Source organism: Rubellimicrobium rubrum (assembly GCF_006152115.1).
Lineage (GTDB): Bacteria > Pseudomonadota > Alphaproteobacteria > Rhodobacterales > Rhodobacteraceae > Rubellimicrobium > Rubellimicrobium rubrum.
This window is the reverse complement of sequence record NZ_VDFU01000007.1, coordinates 160,300-182,061: the sequence shown is the minus strand read 5'-3', so window position 1 is coordinate 182,061 and position 21,762 is coordinate 160,300. Positions and strand designations below refer to the sequence as shown.

The following is a 21,762-nucleotide window of genomic DNA, read 5'->3' as shown; positions in this document are numbered from 1 at the left end:
TCGGCGTGGACCGACATGCCTCCATTTGGCTCGCCCTCTTCGGCCAGGGTGCAAGATCCTCTTGCACTGTCCTCGAGACGTGCCGAGCAGGCGTTGGAGGATCGGCCTGATCAGTCAAGCTGTGGCTCAAACGGCCCCGACTTGGCGGATCGACGGCGAAGCTCGTCGAGGTACACTTCCGTGCTCCAGCTCCAGTAGTTTCTGGGCCGGCCTCATCGAGTTAGTCACGGGTTGGGACCTGGCCTGGGGCTGCACTCGGTGGTTGCGCTGACCGGGCGCCAGCTCCGGTTTGGCTTCCAAACGAAAAAAGCTCATCGCGGTCAGGAGGCCATGCGCTCGGCTGGCCAGATTGACAGCCGTCCCGGACACCTGTTCAGAGGCCGCGGTGTTCTGCTGGGTGACGTCGTTCAGTTGCTCGATCGCTTGAACCATCTGCCCAGCGCCGCCCGCCATCTCGTGGTTGGCGTTCGAGATCTGGGCGACGTACTGGGCCGTCTGCTCCATGTCATTCATCAGGACCTGCAGCTTCGGCCCTGTTTCCCGTGTGCCGGCCATGGTTCGGGCCGAGAGTTGTGCCGCCTCGACGGCCGCGGTCCGGCTGCGCTCCGCCAGCTTGCGGACCTCGGAGGCCACGACGGCGAAGCCGCGCCCGTGTTCCCCGGCCCGGGCGGCCTCTACGGCGGCGTTGAGGGCAAGGAGGTCGGTCTGCCGCGCGATCTCCTGGATGACGAGGATCTGCTTCGCGATCGCCTCGGAGCTGTCCAGTGATCCTGCAGCCAACCGGCCCACCTCTCGAGCGCTCTCCAGTGATTGCCGGGCCATGGCTTTGCTGGCCTCGGCGCTGTGGGCCGTTTGCCGGATGCTTGCGGCCATCTGTTCCACGGTCGCAGAGGCCTCTTCGGTCGAGGCCGCCTGCTCGGTGGCGCCTTGGCTCAGCTGCTGCGCGGTGGCGGCGAGTTCGTCTGATCCTGCGGCCATCCGCTCGGAGGCTTCGGTCACCTGACCGACCACGCCCCGTAGTTGCTCGACCATCCGGTTCAGCGCAGCGCAGACGTCGCCTACCTCGTCCCGAGAAATGGCAGCCAATGTGCGAAGGTCGCCAGACGCAACCCGTTCGGCCAGGTCCACCGCCGTGCCAAGCCTCCGCCGAAGCCGCGCGCCGAAAACGAGCACCAACACCAGCGACAGCACGATCATAGTGACGCTCAGGGCCGCGGTGCCTTTTGCTATCGTTTCGGAGAGCGCAAGCCCGGTCCTGGTGAGACGTTCGGCCTCTGCCTCCTGATAGCCCGAAAGACGTCCGAGCGTTTCGCGCAGCGGGGCGATCTGGGGAAAGTAGATGTCCTCGAGGATCTGCCGTGCCTTCGCCGGATCGCGCGCCTCGGCAATTCGTTGCAATCTGTCCAGCGCGGCATCGGCATCCACCTTGGTGACAGCCACCTCCGCGATCAGACGCTTCTCGTCCTCCGTCAGGTAAGTCGCGAGATAGGCGTCCCAATTAGTCGAGCCGACCTGCCGCGCCTCTGACAGTCGCCGTTGGATCTCGGGCCAGTCCGGTGTTTCCGTGAAGGCGGTCCTCAGGGCGAGCGGAGCCTCGACGGCGTAGGTGTCGGCCACGTTGCGGATCTGGACGAGTGGCACCACCCGATCCTGATGCACCGACTTCATGCGCCACGCGATCTCGTTGTTGCCCCAGAAACTCGCAGCCGTGATCGCGATCATGGCGATGAAACTCAGCCCTTGGATGAGGATGATGCGGACGACGATGCTCTGCAGTCGGCTCCTGCGGCGAGTGGAGGTATCGGGCACGACACGAACTCCTGCCGCGGCCAGCGCGGCACAATTGTTGTTGAACGGATTTCCGAGCGTCGACTGGGGTATCGGGACGTACCCCCCGGTCCGCCCTACCGCCGGCTCACGCCGCAGGGCTGGACGATGGCTCGGGGGTCTTCTGACCCTCACGTCAACCACTGACCTACTCTATGTGTCCTACCAGAGTTTGAAGATACGTCCTGATTTACTCATCAACGTTAATGAGATTTGGCCTGACTGCCTGGTATCGATTTGCGCCGGTGCCCGGGGCCGACTGACCCACGTGATCTGCTTCCGACCGATTTTGATGATCGTAGACTTCGTCTACCCGCGCCGCCTGAGTCCCAGACTGAACCATTCGCCTCTACCAGAGCAGGGCGAGTGGTGACGGGTTCGGCGCCCGTCGCAACGGGCAATCGGATGCGACGTCCCAGGGACCCGGCATCGTCAGGACGGGCTGCCATGGTCAGACGGGCGGAATCAAGATGGCTTCAAACCCGCCGTTGGATGGACAGGTTGTCGGATCGGTGCTCATCTTCCGCGTAAGCGCACGAGGGATGCCTTGAAGGACCTTAGGATAGCCTGCCAGACCTACACCTGGGAAATGCTCGGGCCGGCATGGCGGGACAGGCCCGATGACGTGATTGGGGCGATCGCTGCCGCAGGCTACGCCGGGATCGAGATCAGCGACGCGATGCTCGGCTGCTACAGCGATGATCCGGGCGGGTTAGCCTGCACTCTGGACCGCCATCGACTCGAGCTGGTCGCGGTCGCCGTGTCGTCGGCAAGCGGCTTCACTGAGCGGGACCGAGCGGAGGGGGACCTGGAAGGCCTGCGGCACTGGCTCGACTTCGTCGCGCACTTCCCGGGTGCCGTAATCTCGCTCGGATCGGCGACTGCCGTGACTGGCGGACCCAGGGATGACAAGCTCGCGGTGGCCGCCGAGATCTACAATCGGACGGCCATGTTGGGAGCGACAGTGGGTGTCGAAGTGGCGATTCATCCAAGCTCCCATCGCAACACGCTTCTGTTTGATCGGGCTGACTATGACCGGATGTTCTCGCTTCTGGACAGGGATAGTGTGGGATGGGTTCCGGACACAGGGCATATTCTGCGGGGTCACGCGGACATTTTCGACACCTTGCGGGCCCATCGGGACCGGATCCGATACCTTCACCTCAAGGATGCCGACGCCCGGGGACGATGGGCCATGCTGGGGCAGGGAGGGTGCGACATCGGGGCCGTGCTCGAGGTGCTGAACGAAGCCCCGCGCTTCAATCACTGGGTCGTGGTCGAGGAAGAGTCGGACGAGGCGGCAGCCGATCCTGCGACTGCCGTTGCGACGAACCGGGCTCTCATGCGGACGCTCGGCTTCTAGGGCGGGGCAGGGTGCTATCCAGCGTCCGTGTGGCGCCGGCCCGAGATCGGGCTCTGAGCGACGAAGGCCCGCTCTGGCGTGCGACCAGCGCTCCGTTCGTCGGTGTCGCCTCATCGATGGCGGGAGAGGCGGTATCCGCGGTGTGGAGGATGGATATCAGCCTAGTTCTATGAGCGATCATATCGAGATGAGGTTCGGTGGACCGCCGTCTGTCCCTCGCTGGTCCAGCCTGCTCACGCACGAGAAAGGAAAGAGCGGTCTGAGGCCTGCTTGCACCCTGTCGCGCACCCTAGCCAGCGTTGCTGGGCGGTAGAAGCGCCCACAGGGTGGCTAACCGTGCCCAAGCTGAAGTCCCCTTCCCGACCTGGTGCCCTGCGCGGGCCTTGTTCTATCGGGCGGGGCGCGGGGCATTGCTCGCTAGCCGCCGAGGTCCTGCCTGCTCGCTTCTTCGTCAGGATGTACACGGGACGGCCTGTCATCGGCGGAGCGAGCCACTAGCGAAGTGACCCTTACCCGCAGGCACGGCTCGAAGGCGCGGGGCCCAGCCTCCCGATAACTGAGGGAGAAAATGCCGACCTGATCGCAGCGTGCGACTGGTCGACCCATCTGCCGGGGCCAGTCGAGAACTGGCCGCAGAATGTCTGAACGGCGGCTGGGGTCATGCTCTGTGCACCCTTGCCCATGTCTCTCATGTGGGGTGAACGGGGCATCCCCATCTACAATGATGGCTGTGCCCAGGTAGCGCCCGGTCTGAATCCGGGCATCCTCGGCATGCCCGTGCTGAAGCCGCCAACTTCCTCCGCGTGGTGCTGACGCGCGGCCTGACCGGAGGAGCGATTCCGTTTCGCGGCATGCGAATCACCATGCATCCCTATCGCCGCCCCGAGCGGAGTGAGGTGGATCTGAACTACATGCCCGTCATAGGAGAGGATGGCGGCCCGCCGGGCTGCTGGCGAGGGTCTTCGAGGGCGGCGCGGTGCCTGACGCGGACCTGGGACAGCAGGCGCACGGTCACGGCCAGTCGATGGAGCGTCTGAGCCTGATGGGTCGGGTGACTGGCGGCTTCGCGGCTGACTTCGCCGAGCTGCCCACCCCTCTCGTGGCCGGGCCGGGCATCGTGCGGCGACGACTGCCGGACGAGCCTTTGCAGCGGGTGATTACGCGGGCGCTGAAATTGGCGGAACGCAATGCCACGATGATGCAACGGCTGCTCAGCTTTGTCCGAGGGCAGGCCCATCGGCCCGCGCCGGTCAGCCCTGCGGGATGATCAAGGCATGCAGGACCTGACTGGTCGTACGCTGGGGAACATGATCGTACTGCGCTTTGACGGGCCGCCGGATTTTCCGGCGGTCTGGGCCGGTCCAGGGCAGCTTGAAGCGCCCCTCCTCAACCTTGTGACCGACGCGTGTGAAGTGGTGCCGAATGGTGGAGGGGCATGATTTCGGCAGAACTGGTCGGCTGTCCGTCGTGACGTGATTCGAGACCGATGGCGCTTCGGAGGGCCTGGTCCATCTGGGTGCGGGGTCAGGCGGCGCAGGCGTGGTTCAGCACGTGCCGCTGGGTCAGGGTGTCCATCTTGATCCGCTCCATTCGGCCGGGAACCCGGAACCTGCGAGTGGCCGGCGCATTCATCCGTCATAGATACCGCCTGGCGGTTGTCGCACAGCCATGTCCAGCAACGAAAGGAGCCGATGTGTTCGCCACATTTGCGCCGTCCCATCCCAGACCGCTCCATCCCCTTCACTCCATCCTCCTCGCATTCCTGTTCCCTTTGTTTCTGGGCGCGCTGGTCAGTGACATCGCCTACTGGCGAACCATGGAGATTCAGTGGGCCAACTTTGCCTCATGGCTCAACGCGGGTGGGCTGCTGGGTGGAGGTTTCGCCCTGCTTTGGGCCTTTGTGAACCTGTTCGGTGGCCATGCGCGGGGCGACAGGCGCCCGGTTTTCTACTTTGTGGTGGTGCTCGCGACGTGGGTCGTCGGTTTCATCAATGCCCTTGTTCATGCCAAGGACGCCTGGGCCACCATGCCCGAGGCTCTCTACATGTCGGCCATCGCAGCAGCCTTGGCGCTGGTTGCGACCTGGATCGGCTTTTCCGGATTCCACGCCAAGGAGTATTGATGATGCGCATGCATCTGCTGGCCGGCGCCATGGCGGTGGTCCCTTTCGTCGCGTCTGGTCAGACCGCTTCCTCGCAGTACGGCTCAGACCCCGAACTGCCTGACCCCCAGCGTGGCCTCCTGCCGTCCATGGCGGTCCCACGGCCCGCAGCTTGGGGCGACGATCTGCCAACCGTGCCGGAGGGGTACACGATCGCGCCCATCGCCACGGATCTCATGATCCCGCGCCAGCTTCTTGTTCTCCCTAACGGCGATATCCTGGTCGCCGAAGGGTCTGGGGGCGGGGCGCCTGTGCTCCGGCCCAAGGACCTGATCGCCGGCTTCATCAAGAGCCTCGGCAAGAGTTCGGTCAAGGGCGGCAACCGGCTGACGCTGCTGCGCGACGGGGATGGCGACGGCACCTATGAGAGTCAGGGCATCTTCGCCGAGGGTCTGAACGCGCCATACGGGCTCGCATTGATCGACGACGCGATCTATGTGGCCAACCAGGATGCGGTAGTCCGTTTCGATTACTCGGATGGGCAGACCGAGGCGAGCGGGGAGCCCGTCACGCTCACCGAGCTGCCATCCGAGATCAACCATCACTGGACCAAGTCGATGACCGCCAGCGCCGACGGTCGCACCCTTTACGTCGGCATCGGATCGAACAGCAACATCACCGAGCGTGGCATCGAGGTCGAGGAGGACCGGGCCATGATCTGGGAGATCGACGTGGAGACCGGAGCGCACCGCCCCTATGCGACCGGCTTGCGGAACCCTACAGCCCTCACCATCCAGCCCGAGACGGGTCAGCTTTGGGCCGTCGTCAACGAGCGCGACGAGATCGGCCCCGGCCTCGTGCCGGACTACCTGACGGCGGTCCAGGAGGGCGGCTTCTACGGATGGCCGTACAGCTACTGGGGACAGATCGTCGACCCGCGGGCCCAGCCCCAGGATCCCGATATGGTGGCCTCGGCGATTGAGCCGGACTATGCCCTAGGGGCGCATGTCGCGGCGCTTGGCGTGGCCTTCTCCACCCCAGCGATGGGGCCTGAGTTCTCGGACGGCGTGTTCGTGGGCGAGCATGGCAGTTGGAACCGCAGCGATCCGGTGGGCTACCGTGTGGTCTTCGTGCCCTTTGCCGATGGCAGGCCCTCGGGCGATCCGATCGATGTGGTGTCAGGCTTCCTTTTGGACGAAGGCAACGCCCGCGGGAGACCGGTGGGCGTTGCAGTGGATCCGCGTGGCGCCTTGCTGGTCGCGGATGACCTGTCCAACACGATCTGGAGGGTCACGCCGCCCCAGTCCCAGGCTGCTGCAGCCGTTCCTGACGATCAACCTTCTCCTTGACCCATTTGGTGGAAGCCGGCAGGCGCACCGGACCTCCGTGGTTGTCCTGGATATCTTGCCCTGCCGCCTTTCGCTCCGGAGCGATCGGCCGGTAGCACGCGCCTCGGTTCATCCGACCTCAGCACGGGTGATCGCCAAGCGTTCTCCTGGTAGGGTAAAGGAGCAGTCAAAGCCCTCAGCCCACCCATCAACCTAGCCAGCGAATGGCCAACTCGTGGCCGAACGATCCCTCTTATGGTCGCTGGCCGTTCTGCACCCTCGAAGGCCGGTGTCCGACGGCTGGTCGACGCAAACACCTGTCCCGGCAACCTCGGGCGGCTAACCCTCCAGAAACCCGCGCCTCAGCCCGGTTTCCTCCAGCAGGCCCCGGTCGCGGGCTTCGTAATAGTAGCCTTTCTTGTACAGGTCGTAGGCGCGCCGCTGGTTGCCATTGGCTACGATGTAGGCTCCGCGGAGATACGCTCCGGCGAAGCGCAGATTCGTCTCTGCGTCCAGGAGGCCGGACTCGGGTCCGCGGTAGCCCATGCTGCGGGCCGTGTCAGGGCTCACCTGCATCAGGCCGTAATAGGAGCCATTGCGTGCCCGGGCGTTGTAGCCGCTTTCCACCCGGACCACATGGTCGAGGAGTTCGGGCGGAAGTCTCAGGGAGCGGGCATGACGCCGGATCATGGCCTGCATCTGCGGCGTGTTGCCCGCATAGGTCCCGGACGGGGTATCCAGGCTGCGTCCACCGAACAGGCTACATCCCGCGATGGGCACCAGAGCGAAGGCAAGGAGCGCCCGGCGAGTGACACGGGACAGGGAGGCTGACATACGCGAACTCCGCTAACGGTTGCGCGACGTCCTACCGAAACCTACGGCAGACGCAACGCTTCAGCGACGAAGTCCCACGCCCAGCGCATCGAGCTCGGCCTCCAGGCCAGCGAGGCCGCTGTCGAAGTGGCTGGCCTTCAGCTCGTCGAATCGCCGGCGCAAGGCGGCCTTCTCGTCTCCCTTGCAGTCGTTCCAAGGCCGATTCTGCAGCGCCATGTGGAGCACATAGTAGCCGATGAAGTGGGGCCGCTGCCCTGCCTCGAGCAGGCGCGCATAGGCCTCGTCGGCCCCCATCTCGCGCAGTTGCTCGGCCGTGCGTATCCCGACCTTGCGGAACGCGGCATTCGTCGCCGGTCCCAGGTTTCGCAGTGAGGAGATCGGAGCCATGCCGTTCACCTTAGCAGCAATGGAAAAGGGGGCCAGAGGATCTTGGCGGCCGGGGTAGTATGCGCCTTGGTCCTCTGGCCCACAGGTATCCCGGAACGGCCCGTGGGAGATGCGGGCCGTTGGCTGATCCGGGACGGAAACTCAGATGCTCGCGTAGTCGCGGATGACGGGGGCGGTGCCTGTCCCGCCATTCATGCTGGCCTGTGCCTGAACGGATCGGGTGGATTGGGACGCCTCCATCTGGGGTGTCCTGACCTGAGACGCTGTCCCCAGTTGAGCGTCGTGTGGGGAGCCGGATTGCTGGCTTGCCATGGGATTGGTCCTTTGCTCGATGATGCCGGAGTGGGCTCTCCGGATTGACCGTTTCTTGGCAAGGTCCATTCCATGACCTTGGTTAGCAATGTGTCACGATTCGACGTCCCGATGCACCTGGGTGGCGACCAACTTGCCGAGCATGGTGGCACGCCTGCCATAGGCGCGCGGCCCGTTGCATCGCTTTCGTAAGCCTGCGACACAGACCCGTGAGGATGGGGCAGGGAGGCACGGTTTGGGACGGCTCACCGGAAAACGCGCGCTGGCCACGGCGGCGGGGCAAGGAATCGGGCGCGCCTCGGTCATCGCCATGGCTCGAGAAGGTGCGGAGGTGATCGCTACCGATGTGAACGACGCTGCCCTTGAGAGCCTGTCGGAGGCATGGGCGCGGCTGCGGACCGAGTCTCCACAGGGGGACGCTCTCGGGCAAATCGTGACCCGCCGGCTCGACGTCCTCGACCTGGAGAGCATCACCGAGGCCGTTCAGGCCGTGGGGGCGGTCCAAGTCCTATTCAACTGCGCGGGCATTGTCGCGCACGGAACCATCCTCGACTGCGACGAGGAGCAGTGGGATCTATCGGTGCGGTTGAACATGACGGCCATGTACCGGATGTGCCGTGCCGTCCTGCCGGACATGATCGCGGGCGGCGGCGGCTCGATCGTCAACATGGCTTCCGTGGCCTCATCGGTCATCGCCGCACCGAACCGTTTCGTCTATGGCGCGACCAAGGCCGGCGTGATCGGCCTGACCAAGGCGATCGCCTGCGACTTCATCGGTCAGGGCATCCGGGCCAACGCGATCTGCCCCGGCACCGTGGAAAGCCCCTCGCTCGAGGAGCGCATGCGCCGCACGGACGACTATGAGGCCGCGCGGCGCGCCTTCGTGGCCCGCCAGCCGATGAACCGGCTGGGCCGCCCGGAGGAGATCGCGGCCCTTGTCGTTTACCTTGCCTCCGACGAGTCGAGCTATACCACCGGCACCGAGCATGTCATCGATGGCGGCTGGACCAACACTTGACCCATGAGAGCTGTCGGCCCAGTGCCGTGCAGCACCCGATGCCTGAGAGGAGTGGAACATGAAGCTTTTGCGCCATGGCGAGCGAGGGTCGGAGAAGCCCGGTCTGCTGCATGAGGACGGCACGATCCGTGACCTTTCGGGCATCGTGCCCGACATCGCCGGAGCGGTGCTTGGCGACGAGGGACTGGACGCGATCCGTGCGGTAGACCCCTCGGGTCTGCCGCAGGTGGATGCAGGCACCCGGCTTGGCGCCTGCGTGGGCGGCACCGGCAAGTTCATCTGCATCGGGCTCAATTACGCCGACCATGCAGCGGAGTCGAACCTGCCAGTGCCGCCCGAGCCGGTGATCTTCATGAAGGCCACCTCGGCGATCTGCGGACCCAATGACCCCATCATCATCCCGCGTGGCAGCGAAAAGACCGACTGGGAGGTCGAACTTGCCGTCATCATCGGACGGCACGCCAAATACGTGACCGAGGCCGATGCCCTGTCCTATGTCGCCGGTTATGCCGTGGCCAACGACGTCTCGGAACGCGCCTTCCAGGCCGAACGTGCTGGGCAGTGGACCAAAGGCAAGAGCTGCGACAATTTCGGCCCGCTCGGACCATGGCTCGTGACCCGCGACGAGGTTTCCGATCCGCAAGATCTGAACATGTACTGCCGTGTCAACGGCGAGACGATGCAGAACGGCTCGACCCGCACAATGGTCTACGGGGTCGCGCATCTGGTGAGCTATCTCAGCCAGTTCATGTCCTTGCATCCGGGCGACGTGATCTCGACCGGCACGCCGCCGGGCGTGGGCCTTGGCATGAAGCCTCCGCGCTACCTGAGGTCGGGGGAGGTCGTGGAGCTCGGGATCCAGGGCCTCGGCGACCAGCGGCAGGTCTGCGTCAACGACGAATAACAGAACACGGAGCCGCGCGCATGGATCTGATCGACACCCATCTCCATCTGATCCGGCGCGAGGTGACCGGACATGGCTGGACCCGCGAGGTGCCTACGCTCGCGGGTGCCGACTTCTCTCTGGACGATGCCCGTCGGTTGTATGGCGGGCGCGTCCGGGGCTCCATCTTCATGGAAGTGGACGCTGACGACTTCCAGGCCGAGTCGCGGTGGATCGCCGGGCTCATCCGCAGCGGCGATCTTCTTGGGCAGATCGCCAATTGCCGACCGGAGCAGGACGCCGGTTTCGAGGCCTGGCTTGACGTATGCGCGGAGCTTGGCGTCGTGGGCCTTCGCCGCATCCTCCACACGGTGCCCGACGACGTATCCACGACCGAGGCGTTCCGCGCGAATGTTCGTCGGATCGGACAACGCGGCCTACCGTTCGACATGAACTTCCTCGGACGAACCCTGCCCACCGCGTATGACCTTGCCGCGAGTTGCCCGGACATGGTCTTCGTTCTCGATCATTGCGGAACGCCTGACATTGCAGGCGGCGACATGGACCCTTGGCGTGCAGGGATCACCCGCCTTGCGAGCCTGCCTCATGTGAACGTGAAGCTTTCGGGCATCACCGCCTATACCGCACCCGGCGATTGGGATCTTTCCACCCTGCGGCCCTGGATCGACCACGTCGTGGACGCCTTCGGTCCGGCTCGCATGGTTTGGGGGAGCGACTGGCCCGTGGTCAACTTGGGCTCGGGCCTGCCAAGCTGGCTGGATATCACGGATCGGGTGCTGGGCGAGTTCAGCCCGGACGAGCAGGCCATGATCGGATGGCGGAACGCCGAGCGGATCTACAAGGTCAACACCGGCCTCACATGAGGGGATCGGGGGCGCTCTGATGCGCCCCCATCACTCGGCAGCCTCGGCGTATTGCTCCAACGGCGGACAGGTGCAGATCAGGTTCCGATCGCCAAAGGCGTTGTCCACACGGCCCACGGGCGGCCAGTACTTGTCCACGCGGAACGCACCGGGCGGGAAGCAGCCCTGTTCGCGGGTATAGGGGCGGTCCCACTCGGCGACGAGATCCTCCACCGTATGGGGCGCACGCCGGAGAGGGCTCTGCTCGGCCGCGATCTCGCCTTTCTGCACTGCGGCGATCTCATCGCGGATCGAAAGAAGCGCGGTGATGAACCGGTCGATTTCGCCTTTGGTCTCGCTTTCGGTAGGTTCGACCATCAGGGTGCCCGCAACAGGCCAGCTCATGGTTGGCGCGTGGAACCCGTTGTCCACCAGCCGCTTGGCCAGATCATCCACCGTGACCCCATGCGCGGCAAAGGGCCTCGTATCCAGGATGCATTCATGGGCTACCCGCCCCCGATTGCCCGCAAACAGGATATCGTAAGCCCCTCGGAGGCGCGCCGCGATATAGTTTGCGTTCAGAATGGCAACCTTGGTGGCCTGTGTCAGGCCAGCCCCTCCCATGAGGAGGCAATAAGCCCAAGAAATCAGCAGGATGGACGCCGAGCCGAACGGGGCAGCCGATACCGCGCCGCTCCCGCCGGACTCCGGGTGACCAGGCAGGTAAGGCGCCAGATGCGCCTTCACCCCGATCGGCCCCATGCCCGGCCCGCCACCGCCATGGGGGATGGCAAAGGTCTTGTGCAGGTTGAGATGGCTCACATCTGCTCCGACCTCGCCGGGCTTCACCAGACCCACGAGGGCGTTCATGTTCGCCCCATCAAGGTACACCTGCCCGCCATGGTCATGGGTCACACGACAGACCTCACGCAGCGTATCCTCGAACACGCCATGCGTCGAAGGATAGGTGATCATGCAGGCAGCAAGCCGTGCGCCAGCGGCATTGGCCTTGTCTCGGAAGTCTTCCAGATCGATGTCCCCGTTGGGGGCGGTCCGGACCACCACCACCTCCATGCCCACCATCTGCGCCGAGGCCGGGTTTGTGCCATGGGCCGAGACGGGGATCAGGCACACCTTGCGATCATGGTCCCCGTTGGCCCGGTGGAACGCCTGGATGGTCAGCAGACCGGCATACTCGCCTTGCGCGCCGCTGTTGGGCTGCATCGAGAACGCGTCATAACCAGTTATCTCGCAGAGCTTTCTCGAAAGATCCTCGATCGCTTCGGTGTACCCCTGAGCCTGATCGCGCGGGGCGAACGGATGCAGGCCCCCGAATTCGGGCCAGGTCAGCGGCATCATTTCCGCAGCCGCGTTCAGCTTCATGGTGCAGGAGCCGAGAGGGATCATCGCGCGGTCGAGCGCCAGATCCCGATCCGACAGCCGGCGCATGTACCGCATCATCTCGGACTCGGCCCGGTTCATCTGGAACACCGGATGGGTCAGGTAGTCGGAGCTGCGGACCAAGGAGTCCGGAACGGCAAGGCCTCCCCGGTGCGGCGGCGCCGCATCGATGCCAAAGGCGCGAAGAATGCGAAGCAGGACGGACTCGTCCGTCGTCTCGTCCAGGGAGATGCCGACGCGGTCCACCCCGATCTTCCGAAAGTTAAGCCCCTCGGCGCGGGCCGCCGCGAGGATCCCCGCCTGACCGACGCCGACCTCGACCGTGATCGTGTCGAAAAACGCTTCGGGGGAGACCGTGGCGCCAGCGGCCCGGAGCGCACGCGCCAGCCGTTGGGTACTCAAGTGAACCCGCTCGGCGATTGCCCGGAGACCCTTGGGTCCATGGAACACAGCATAGAATCCAGCCATGACCGCGAGCAGGGCCTGTGCCGTGCAGACGTTGGAGGTGGCTTTCTCGCGGCGTATGTGTTGCTCACGGGTCTGGAGGGCCAGACGGTAGGCCCTGTTGCCACGCGCGTCCACCGAAACGCCCACGATGCGTCCCGGCATCGCACGCTTGATCGAATCGCGGCACGACAGGAAGGCCGCATGAGGGCCGCCATAGCCCATCGGCACGCCGAACCGTTGCGCCGAGCCAACGGCGATATCGGCCCCCATAGCGCCCGGCTCTTTGATGAGGGTGAGGGCCAGGAGGTCCGTCGCCACGATCGCAATGGCTCCGTGCCGGTGCAGTTGCGCAATGTCGTCGGTCAGGTCGTGCAGGTGGCCATATGTGCCGGGATACTGAAAGATCGCTGCGAAAACCTTGGAAGGATCGAGGGAATCCACCGATCCCCTGATGATCTCAATGCCCAGGGGAAGGGCCCGCGTTTCGATCACGGCTGCCGTTTGTGGATGCAGGTCATCCGCCACGAAGAAGGCGCGCGCCTTGGACTTGGCCGTCCGCTCGGCCATCGTCATGGCTTCCGCCGCCGCGGTCGCCTCGTCGAGGAGAGAGGCGTTGGCCACCGGCAGGCCGGTCAGGTCCGCGACCATGGTTTGGTAGTTCAGCAGAGCCTCGAGCCGACCCTGCGCGATCTCGGGCTGATAAGGCGTATAAGCCGTGTACCAAGCCGGATTTTCCAGTATGTTCCGCTGGATGGCGGGCGGAGTTACCGTGCCGTAGTAACCTTGCCCGATAAGCGAGGTCATCACCTTGTTCCTGCCCGCGACCGCGCGCATGCGGGCCAGCAGACCCGCTTCCGTCAGCGGGCTCCAGGACAGGGGTGTGGTTTGCCGGATCGAGGCCGGCACGGTCTCGTCGATAAGGTCATCGAGACTGACTGCCCCGACGGCCGCCAGCATCTCCTCCATCTCGCTCGGGGATGGACCGATATGGCGACGATTGGCGAAATCATCCGGATCATAGGCCGTCGGAGTCCAAGGCATCACGTCACCCGATCGAGTCCTGGTATTCGTCTTCATCCATGAAGTCGTCGAGAACCGCCATATCATCCACGCGGACCTTGAAGAACCAGCCAGCCCCGAGCGGATCCTCGTTCACGAGCCCCGGGTTGTCGGCCAGCTTGCTGTTCACTTCGACGATCTCGCCATCGACAGGGGCCAGGATGTCAGAGGCGGCTTTGACGCTCTCGATCACCACGACCTCGTCGCCCTGAGCCACCATGGCCTCGATTTCGGGAAGTTCGACAAAGACGATGTCGCCCAGTTCCTTGGCTGCGTGTTCGGTGATGCCGACGACGATCAGGTCGCCTTCGGGACGGAGCCATTCATGATCTTCGGTGAACTTCATTCGAATTCCTCAACGCTTGAAAGACGGAGCCACAAAGGGGAGCGGGACGACGCTGACCGGAAGGGATCGGCCCCTGACGTCGCCGTTGAGCCGGGTGCCCGGCTGCGCCAGCTTGGCATCGACATAGCCCATGGCAATCGGCGCTTGCAGGGTAGGTCCGAACCCACCCGAGGTCACGTGCCCGACATGGCCTTCGGGGCTGGTGATCGCGGTGCCGGCACGCATGGGCGCGCGACCTTCGGGCTGCAGGCCCACCCGCTGTCGGCGCGGACCGAGTTCCAGTTGCCGCAAGATACGGTCCGCGCCAGGAAAGCCACCGGCGCGCGATCCGCCGATCCGACGCGCCTTGCCGATCGACCAGGACAGACCCGCCTCCACGGGGCTGGTCGTGCGATCAATGTCGTTGCCATAAAGGCAGAGCCCGGCCTCAAGCCTGAGGGAGTCGCGCGCCCCAAGGCCGGCCAGCTTGACCTCCCCACCAGCCAGCAGCGCCTCGGCCAAGGTCTGGGCGCCTGTGGCAGGAACCGAAATCTCGAAACCATCCTCGCCGGTATAGCCGGAGCGGGACAGCCAAAGGTCCATGCCGCCCCACGGGACGATCGCCACGTCCATGAAGCGCATTCCGCTGACCGCAGGAACAAGGCGGCCCAGCGCGTGTTCTGCTGTCGGACCCTGAAGGGCCAGCAGCGCGCGATCGGCGGCTTCCTCGACCTCGGCATGCCCGAGGGATTCGCGAAAGTGGGCCAAGTCCGCATCGCGCGTCGACGCATTCACGACCACGAACAGATGGTCGCCCCGGTTCGCCATCATGACGTCATCCCGGATTCCGCCGGCATCGTCTGTCAACAGGGCGTAACGCTGCCGGCCTCGGGGTAGCCCCAGAATGTCCGCTGGCACCAGCGCTTCGACGCAGGATGCCAAGTGGTCCAGCCCGTTCCTGGGGCGGAGGAGAACCTGGCCCATATGGCTCACATCGAACAGGCTCGCGGCCGAGCGCGTGTGCAGATGCTCGGCCATCACGCCCGCCGGGTAGTGCACCGGCATCTCCCATCCGGCGAAGGGCACCATGCGCCCGCCCTGGCCGACATGCAGGTCGTGCAGTGGCAAACGCCTGAGCGGTATCGCCTGACCGTCGTCCACGCGCGTCTCCCTCGTTGGCGGCCGCTTCTTCCCTAGGCGTAGCGCCGTGGCACCTCCGCTGGCAAGTGGCCTGAGCCACGCCGCGCAGCAAGCGCGCGTGATAGGATGGATTCTACCGGCAACGGGCCTGTTCTAACAAGCTACTGCCGATCAGGAGCTTTCACGTAGGAGAATCTCCTGATCATTGCTTGAGAAGCAGGAGCAATCGCGACCTCCTTCTTCTCGCCCCGGGATAGGCTTGCGCAGGAATCGGTTGTCGCTGCGGAGCGCGTCATGAAGATCATCGTCGTTGGAGCGGGTGTGATTGGGGTCACCTCGGCGTGGTACCTGGCCAAGGCCGGTCACGATGTCGTCGTGATGGACCGGCAGCCTGCACCCGGACGTGAGACGAGCTACGCCAACGCTGGTGAAGTCAGCCCCGGGTACTCCGCACCATGGGCCGCACCCGGCATCCCGCTCAAGGCGCTCAAGTGGATGTTCCAGCGTCATGCGCCGCTGGTGGTTCAGCCGAAGCCGGATCTCGCCAAACTGAGCTGGCTTGCCAAGATGCTGGCCAACTGCACGCCGGACGCCTATGCGGTCAACAAAGCCCGCATGGTCAGGCTTGCCGAATACTCGCGCGACAGCCTTGCCGCCCTCCGCGAAGAAACGGGTATGGCCTATGATGAGCGCACGCAGGGCACGCTTCAGTTGTTCCGCACGCAGGCGCAGGTCGAAGCGGCCGAAAAGGACATCGCCGTGCTCCGCGACGGCGGCGTTCCCTTCGAGGTGCTGGACGAGGAAGGCTGCCTTAGGGCGGAACCCGGCCTCGCCGGAGCCCAGGCCCCCATAGCCGGGGGCCTTCGGCTGCCCGGGGACGAGACCGGCGATTGCTTCAAGTTCACGACGGCGCTGGCCCACCTGGCGGCAGCCACGGGTGTGGAGTTCCGCTACGGCGTGACCGTGGACCGCCTCTTGCTTGAGGACGGTCGGGTGCGTGGCGTTGTGACAGCGGACGGACAGCACAGGGCCGATGCGGTCGTGGTGGCCTTGGGCAGCTACTCCCCGGCACTGGTCAGGCCTCTGGGGATCGCCTTGCCGGTCTACCCGGTCAAGGGCTACTCGCTCACCCTGCCCATCATCAACGAGAATCGGGCGCCTGTGTCCACGGTCATGGATGAAACCTACAAGGTCGCGATCACCCGGCTTGGCGAGCGGATTCGGGTAGGGGGCTTGGCCGAGATCGCGGGCTTCGACCTGTCGCTGCCCCCGTCGCGCCGCGCGACGCTTCTCCATTCCGTGCAGGGCCTGTTCGACGGGGCAGGCGACGTGCAACAGGCGGCGTTCTGGTGCGGGCTCCGTCCCATGACGCCGGATGGAACCCCCGTGATCGGACGGACGCCGGTCCCGGGCCTGCTTCTCAACACCGGGCACGGTACGCTGGGCTGGACCATGGCCGCCGGGTCCGGTCGAGTGCTGGCCGACATCGTGTCCGGGCGCAGGACAGACATCGAGACTACCGACCTTGGCATCGCGCGGTACGCGCGGGGATCTTCATCCCCAACGGGCGCGCTGCGCCCTGCCCGGACCTAAGCTAGAGCAAGTCCCAGAGGAAGCGGGCTGATACAAAGAGCAGGAAGAGTCCGAATGCCGTTTCGAGGGCACGTCGCGACAGCCTGTGGGCCACCGCGACGCCCAAACGGGCGGTCAGCAAAGTCGTGGGCATGGTTGCAGCGAAAGTGAGCCAGGATACGTATCCCGTGGCATCGATGGGCAGCCCTGGCTTGCCCCAGCCTGCGAAGACATAGCCCAAAGTCGCGGGCAGTGCGATCAGCACGCCCGCTCCCGCCCCGGTCGAGACTGCACGGTGGATCGAGACGCCGTGCAGGGTCAGGATCAGGTTGGTGATGGCGCCGCCCCCGATCCCCATGAGGGCCGAAAGTAGACCAGTAATCACCCCATAGGCCCGGAGGGCCGCCCGCCCCGGAAGGCCGTCCCGCAACCGCCAGCCTTGACCGCCGAACAGCAGCTTGGCGGCGTTGATGCCGGCGACAGCGACGAACACGACCTTGAAGACCCAAGGATCGGCGTAGCGGGCAATGATCGAGCCCAAAACAACCCCCACCAGCACCGGGACGATCCAGAGCCGAAGGAGCTGGGTGTCGACGGTGCCTTTCTTAAGGTGCGCACGTGCGGAGACAAAGGATGTCGGGATGATGACCGCCAGCGACGTTCCGACCGCGAGAGGCATGCGGACCTCGTCGCTGATCCCCAGAACGCCGAACACCTGATAGAACACTGGGACCGAGATCGCGCCTCCCCCGATCCCGAACATCCCGGCCAGAAAGCCGATCACGGTGCCGGCGACGAGCAGGGCCACCAGCATGGGAGTCACCTCGGTCAGGAGATCGGCGAGTACGTCGGCCATGTCAGGCTCCTGCTAGGGTCGCTGCTTGGGTTAGGCATGTTCAGTCCGAAGGGGAAGACTCCGAGAAGCCCGCGGAGGCCGGTCCGGAGAGCGAGCGGCCTCCCCGGACACGGCAAACCTCGCTTCCGCAGTTGTGACGCCCTGTCCCGGTGACGTCCGGCGCGCTGCGCGATAAGGCTTTCCGCGATGACGCCAATGCCGGATGCCTTCTGATGTTCTCCTCGGACATGATCCTCGACGCGACGCTGCTCCCGGCAATGGCGGTGGCGCTCCTCGCCGGGGTGCTGTCGTTCCTCAGCCCCTGCGTGCTTCCGATCGTTCCCCCGTACCTGGCCTATATGGGCGGCGTGTCGGTGGGAGAGATGTCGGAGGAGCGCGCCGCGCGCCGGCGTGCGTTACTGGCTGCGGTCTTCTTCGTCCTGGGGCTGTCCACCGTGTTCCTGCTGCTGGGGGCCGCCGCTTCGGCCGCCGGCCGAGCGTTGCTCCAGTACCAGGGATGGTTCGTCACGGTCGCTGGCGTGGTGATCATGGTGTTCGGCGCGCACTTTCTGGGGGTGCTCCGGATCCCGTTCCTTTCGCGCGAGGCGCGGCTCGATGCCGGGGATCAGGGGGGCTCGGCCTTCGGAGCCTACGTGCTCGGCTTGGCGTTCGCCTTTGGTTGGACCCCCTGTCTCGGACCTGTCCTTGGCACCATCCTGGGGCTTGCCGCAACCGAGGCTGATGTGCTCCGGGGCATGGCTCTCCTTGCGACCTATGCCTTTGGACTGGGGTTGCCGTTCCTGCTGGTCGCGGCCTTCTTTCCGCGCCTCCGGCCGGTCATGGCTGCCATGAAGCGCAACATGGGTTGGATCGAGCGTTTCTCAGGCCTGCTGCTTTGGACCGTCGGGCTTCTTATGCTGACGGGCCAGTTCACGGCCTTTTCCTGGTGGCTGCTCGAGACCTTTCCCGCCCTGGCCGCGATCGGCTGATGCCGGTTCAGCGCCGGGATTGCCGGGGGATGCGGACGGGCAAGGGAACCCGCCGTGCCGTCCAGGACCGAAGATGCGTCAGCCGATGGTGTCCAACGGGAGGCAACCCGCGCTGGTCGATGAGCCAGATGGCGAGCCAGCCGCCCAGGGCCGCGCCGGCTCCATCCATCACGAGGTCCAGGATCGTGTCGGGCCAGGTCAACGGCAGGTAGGTGTACTCGAACAACTCCCAGGCGATCCCAAGTCCCAGGCCGCCCAGAGTGGACCAAAGGACGAAATGGCCCTGATACGGGGCAGGGGTCAGGAGGTCCGCCTTCCAGATCATGAACATGGAGGCGGACATGATGACCAGCGGGTTCAACGCATGGAGAACCACGTCAAACCACCAGAACCGCCCATACCAGTCCCAGGCCCATCCTGCTGCGCTGACCAGGAAACAGGCCGTGATAAGCGAAGTTAGAAGGTTCGGCAGGCCGTGAGGCGCGAGCTTGATGCCGAGCAACGGTGCGAAGAAGCAGACGGCGATCTGCAGTTCCGCCCAGCGTGCCAAGGTGAGGAGTGCCGCCAGGCTCGTGGCGAAAAGACCGACCCCCCACCAGGACAGGGTGAGCCAGATCCTGGCGTCGATCGAAGCGCCGGGCAATGGGCGCGTCGAGGCACGAAGTGGCGAGGCGGTCATGCAGCGGCTCCTTGCCGACCGAACGACCGATAGGGCGCTAGCGTTCCGCCAAAGCCTGCTGGAGCACAAAGACCCGGATGGCCGAGGCGAGACCGACATCGCCCCGCGCCTCATCAATGCGTTCGGCCAGTTGGTTCAAGGGCAGGCCGTCACGGGCTGCTAGGCGTCGGAATTCCTGCCAGAAAGCATCCTCCAGAGACACGCTTGTGCGATGGCCGTGCAGGCTGAGCGACCGTTTGACGGGTCGGCCGCTCAATCGTCTTCGATCTTTGCTTGATCGAGGGCACGTCGGACCTTCTCGGCCTGTGTCGCCTCGAGAATCCGCTGGGCCTTGGTCCGGCCGTGCTTGAAGGCGTTGGCGTCCGCGCGAGCCTTGTCCTCGGTGCGCGCGCGTACCTTCCGGGCCTTGTTCAGGTTGACCACCTGACCGGTCATGATGGCGCGATCATGTCCTCGGGGCGGACGACGCGGTCGAAGGTTTCCGCATCGACGTACCCCAGGTTTATCGCCTCCTCGCGCAAGGTGGTGCCGTTCTTGTGTGCGGTCTTTGCGACCGTGGTGGCTTTGTCGTAGCCGATGGTCGGGGCGAGCGCAGTGACCAGCATCAGCGATTCGCGCATGAGCTTGTCGATCCGTGTACGGTCCGCCCCGATCCCTACGACGCAGTTGTCTGTGAAGGCCATTGCGGCATCCCCCAAGAGCTGCATGGACTGCAGCACGTTGTAGGCGATCATGGGCTTCATTACGTTCAGCTCGAAGTGGCCCTGCGACCCGGCAAAGCCCACGGCGGCGTCGTTGCCCATCACATGGGCGCAGACCATGGTGATGGCTTCGACCTGAGTGGGATTCACCTTGCCGGGCATGATCGAGGAACCGGGCTCGTTCTCGGGAAGCCTGAGTTCCCCCAAGCCGCAGCGTGGACCGGAGCCCAGCATCCGGATGTCATGTGCCAGCTTGTAGATGCCCGCCGCGGCCGACTTGAGCGCGCCCGAAAGCTGCACCAGCGCGTCATGGGCGGCCAGCGCCTCGAACTTGTTGGGTGCGGTGACGAAGGGCAGGCCGGTGAGCCGCGCAAGGTTCGCGGCGACGGTTTCGCCCCAGCCTACCGGAGAGTTGAGGCCCGTTCCGACGGCAGTGCCGCCCTGCGCCAGTTCGTACACATCGGGCAAAGCCGCTTCGATTCGCTGGATCGCCTTGGCCAGCTGGTGGGCGTAGCCTCCGAACTCCTGCCCCAGAGTCAGGGGTGTGGCGTCCATCGTGTGCGTTCGGCCGATCTTGATGATGTCGGCGAATTCCTCGGACTTGGCGAGCAACGCTGCATGGAGGTGCCGCAACCCGGGCAGCAGCACGTCACGCGCGGTCATCGCGGCCGCCACATGCATGGCGGTGGGGTAGGTGTCGTTGGACGACTGGCCCATGTTGACGTGATCATTCGGGTGCACGGGCTTCTTTGAGCCCATCTCGCCGCCCAGCATCTCGATGGCACGGTTCGAGATGACCTCGTTCGCGTTCATGTTGGTCTGGGTGCCCGAGCCGGTCTGCCAGACTACCAGCGGGAAGTGATCATCGAGCTTGCCGGCCGCGACCTCGGCCGCAGCCGCGATCATCGCATCAGCCAGTTCGGCCGGAATCGCGCCACGAGCCTTGTTCGCTTCGGCGCAGGCCTGCTTGATGAAGCCCAGGGCTCGGACGACGGCGATCGGCTGGCGTTCCCAACCGATGGGGAAGTTCTGGATCGACCGCTGGGTCTGCGCGCCCCAGTAGCGGTCGGCGGGGACCCCGATGGGCCCGAAGCTGTCGGTCTCGGTGCGTGTCGCAGTCATCGGTGGCCCCCTCGGTATACCGTCGCATGCGCTTTAGCGTCACGCGGGCAGGCGGGCAACGGGCCTACTTGCGAAACTTGTCGAGGCTCACGACCTGAGCTGCCGCGCGATTGCCAGCGTCCGGCCGATCCTCGCCTTCCTTGTCCTTGCCGGGTGGCGGAGACTCGGGCTCGGTCGGCTGAGCGGCGGCACCCTGCAACTCGAAGCGGAGGCCGAACTCGACCGACGGATCGACAAACGTCCGGATCGCATCCCACGGGATGTACAGTGGTTCGGGGTTGTCGCCGAAGTTGAGCGTGATGGAGAAGCCTTCCTCGCTCGTCTCCAGATCGGCGAACCAGTGCTGGAGCACGATCGTCATCTCGCCCGGATAGCGGTCGGACAGCCAGTCGGCGATCTCTACATCGGGGTGCTGCGTATCGAAGGTGATGAAGAAGTGGTGCTTCCCCGGGAGACCATGGGCGGCCACATCGTCAAGGACTTCGTGGATCAGGTGCCGCATGTGGCGATGCATGAGGTGTCCGTAATCAATGGAACGCGTCACGGGCCCAGCCCTCCCTAGTCTCACCGTGGTAA

Annotated in this window: 22 protein-coding genes; 10 read left to right on the top strand and 12 right to left on the bottom strand. The window is 65.1% G+C overall.

What is annotated here, in order from left to right; all coding sequences use genetic code 11:
• Nucleotides 1–126 precede the first annotated feature (126 nt).
• Nucleotides 127–1,809, bottom strand: a complete 1,683-nt coding sequence (locus tag FHG66_RS08550) for a methyl-accepting chemotaxis protein (RefSeq protein ID WP_176556170.1) — start codon at nt 1,807–1,809, stop codon at nt 127–129.
• A 565-nt stretch (nt 1,810–2,374) separates the two neighbouring features.
• Between FHG66_RS08550 and FHG66_RS08545 the strand changes: the two genes are divergently transcribed.
• From FHG66_RS08545 to FHG66_RS08530, 5 genes are all read left to right on the top strand, one after another.
• Nucleotides 2,375–3,190 (top strand): sugar phosphate isomerase/epimerase family protein, encoded by an 816-nt coding sequence (locus FHG66_RS08545; RefSeq protein ID WP_218013807.1) that lies wholly within the window; start codon nt 2,375–2,377, stop codon nt 3,188–3,190.
• Between the two features lie 976 nt (nt 3,191–4,166).
• On the top strand, nt 4,167–4,457 hold the full coding sequence (locus FHG66_RS08540) for a hypothetical protein (protein WP_139076325.1): 291 nt from the start codon (nt 4,167–4,169) through the stop codon (nt 4,455–4,457).
• A gap of 7 nt (nt 4,458–4,464) precedes the next feature.
• Nucleotides 4,465–4,629 (top strand): hypothetical protein, encoded by a 165-nt coding sequence (locus tag FHG66_RS21525; protein WP_176556169.1) that lies wholly within the window; start codon nt 4,465–4,467, stop codon nt 4,627–4,629.
• A 254-nt stretch (nt 4,630–4,883) separates the two neighbouring features.
• Nucleotides 4,884–5,312 (top strand): DUF2231 domain-containing protein, encoded by a 429-nt coding sequence (locus FHG66_RS08535; RefSeq protein WP_139076324.1) that lies wholly within the window; start codon nt 4,884–4,886, stop codon nt 5,310–5,312.
• The gene (locus FHG66_RS08530) at nt 5,312–6,640 is read left to right on the top strand and encodes a PQQ-dependent sugar dehydrogenase (RefSeq protein WP_139076323.1); all 1,329 of its coding nucleotides are present in this window, start codon (nt 5,312–5,314) and stop codon (nt 6,638–6,640) included. The genes FHG66_RS08535 and FHG66_RS08530 overlap by 1 nt, the downstream gene beginning before the upstream one ends.
• 318 nt (nt 6,641–6,958) lie before the next feature.
• On the opposite strand, the gene FHG66_RS08525 is transcribed toward FHG66_RS08530, so the two are convergent.
• Together FHG66_RS08525 and FHG66_RS08520 are read right to left on the bottom strand one after the other, a co-directional pair.
• Nucleotides 6,959–7,453, bottom strand: a complete 495-nt coding sequence (locus FHG66_RS08525; RefSeq protein ID WP_139076322.1) for a lytic transglycosylase domain-containing protein — start codon at nt 7,451–7,453, stop codon at nt 6,959–6,961.
• 60 nt (nt 7,454–7,513) lie between these two features.
• Complete coding sequence (locus tag FHG66_RS08520; RefSeq protein ID WP_139076321.1) at nt 7,514–7,840, bottom strand: TfoX/Sxy family protein; 327 nt, start codon at nt 7,838–7,840, stop codon at nt 7,514–7,516.
• A 547-nt stretch (nt 7,841–8,387) separates the two neighbouring features.
• Between FHG66_RS08520 and FHG66_RS08515 the strand changes: the two genes are divergently transcribed.
• Genes FHG66_RS08515 through FHG66_RS08505 form a run of 3 tightly spaced genes read left to right on the top strand, consistent with a single transcriptional unit; the run spans nt 8,388 to nt 10,937 of the window.
• Nucleotides 8,388–9,170 carry an SDR family oxidoreductase gene (locus FHG66_RS08515; protein WP_139076320.1) on the top strand — a complete coding sequence of 261 codons (783 nt, stop codon included), beginning with the start codon at nt 8,388–8,390 and terminating at the stop codon, nt 9,168–9,170.
• 58 nt (nt 9,171–9,228) lie between these two features.
• Nucleotides 9,229–10,074, top strand: a complete 846-nt coding sequence (locus tag FHG66_RS08510; RefSeq protein ID WP_139076319.1) for a fumarylacetoacetate hydrolase family protein — start codon at nt 9,229–9,231, stop codon at nt 10,072–10,074.
• Nucleotides 10,075–10,094: 20 nt separating this feature from the next.
• A complete protein-coding gene (locus tag FHG66_RS08505; protein WP_139076318.1) occupies nt 10,095–10,937 on the top strand; it encodes an amidohydrolase family protein in 843 nt (280 codons plus the stop codon).
• A gap of 30 nt (nt 10,938–10,967) precedes the next feature.
• On the opposite strand, the gene gcvP is transcribed toward FHG66_RS08505, so the two are convergent.
• The 3 genes from gcvP to gcvT are packed head-to-tail and all read right to left on the bottom strand — an operon-like array spanning nt 10,968 to nt 15,309.
• On the bottom strand, nt 10,968–13,805 hold the full coding sequence (gene gcvP / locus FHG66_RS08500) for an aminomethyl-transferring glycine dehydrogenase (protein ID WP_139076317.1): 2,838 nt from the start codon (nt 13,803–13,805) through the stop codon (nt 10,968–10,970).
• Between the two features lie 4 nt (nt 13,806–13,809).
• A complete protein-coding gene (gene gcvH / locus FHG66_RS08495; protein ID WP_139076316.1) occupies nt 13,810–14,169 on the bottom strand; it encodes a glycine cleavage system protein GcvH in 360 nt (119 codons plus the stop codon).
• A 9-nt stretch (nt 14,170–14,178) separates the two neighbouring features.
• Nucleotides 14,179–15,309: a glycine cleavage system aminomethyltransferase GcvT gene (gcvT, locus tag FHG66_RS08490; RefSeq protein ID WP_281282910.1), complete on the bottom strand. Its 1,131-nt coding sequence runs from the start codon at nt 15,307–15,309 to the stop codon at nt 14,179–14,181.
• A 273-nt stretch (nt 15,310–15,582) separates the two neighbouring features.
• On the opposite strand from gcvT, the gene FHG66_RS08485 reads away from it, so the two are divergent.
• Nucleotides 15,583–16,881 carry a D-amino acid dehydrogenase gene (locus tag FHG66_RS08485; RefSeq protein ID WP_139076315.1) on the top strand — a complete coding sequence of 433 codons (1,299 nt, stop codon included), beginning with the start codon at nt 15,583–15,585 and terminating at the stop codon, nt 16,879–16,881.
• A 1-nt stretch (nt 16,882) separates the two neighbouring features.
• Here the strand turns inward: FHG66_RS08485 and FHG66_RS08480 are convergent, their stop codons facing one another.
• The gene (locus tag FHG66_RS08480) at nt 16,883–17,716 is read right to left on the bottom strand and encodes a sulfite exporter TauE/SafE family protein (protein WP_139076314.1); all 834 of its coding nucleotides are present in this window, start codon (nt 17,714–17,716) and stop codon (nt 16,883–16,885) included.
• A 212-nt stretch (nt 17,717–17,928) separates the two neighbouring features.
• Here FHG66_RS08480 and FHG66_RS08475 point away from each other — a divergent pair, with 212 nt between their 5' ends.
• Nucleotides 17,929–18,684, top strand: a complete 756-nt coding sequence (locus FHG66_RS08475) for a cytochrome c biogenesis CcdA family protein (protein WP_139076313.1) — start codon at nt 17,929–17,931, stop codon at nt 18,682–18,684.
• A gap of 7 nt (nt 18,685–18,691) precedes the next feature.
• Here FHG66_RS08475 and FHG66_RS08470 read toward each other — a convergent pair whose 3' ends face one another.
• The 5 genes from FHG66_RS08470 to FHG66_RS08450 all read right to left on the bottom strand — a co-directional run bounded on the left by FHG66_RS08470 (nt 18,692) and on the right by FHG66_RS08450 (nt 21,730).
• Nucleotides 18,692–19,363, bottom strand: a complete 672-nt coding sequence (locus FHG66_RS08470; protein ID WP_139076312.1) for a hypothetical protein — start codon at nt 19,361–19,363, stop codon at nt 18,692–18,694.
• A gap of 37 nt (nt 19,364–19,400) precedes the next feature.
• Entirely contained in the window at nt 19,401–19,619 is a 219-nt protein-coding gene (locus FHG66_RS08465) for a ribbon-helix-helix domain-containing protein (protein ID WP_139076311.1), read from the bottom strand.
• The gene (locus FHG66_RS08460) at nt 19,616–19,798 is read right to left on the bottom strand and encodes a DUF4169 family protein (protein WP_139076310.1); all 183 of its coding nucleotides are present in this window, start codon (nt 19,796–19,798) and stop codon (nt 19,616–19,618) included. Before FHG66_RS08460 ends, FHG66_RS08465 begins: the two co-directional genes overlap by 4 nt.
• Complete coding sequence (gene fumC, locus FHG66_RS08455) at nt 19,795–21,186, bottom strand: class II fumarate hydratase (RefSeq protein WP_139076309.1); 1,392 nt, start codon at nt 21,184–21,186, stop codon at nt 19,795–19,797. Before fumC ends, FHG66_RS08460 begins: the two co-directional genes overlap by 4 nt.
• Before the next feature lie 64 nt (nt 21,187–21,250).
• Entirely contained in the window at nt 21,251–21,730 is a 480-nt protein-coding gene (locus FHG66_RS08450) for an SspB family protein (protein WP_139076308.1), read from the bottom strand.
• Nucleotides 21,731–21,762: the final 32 nt, after the last annotated feature.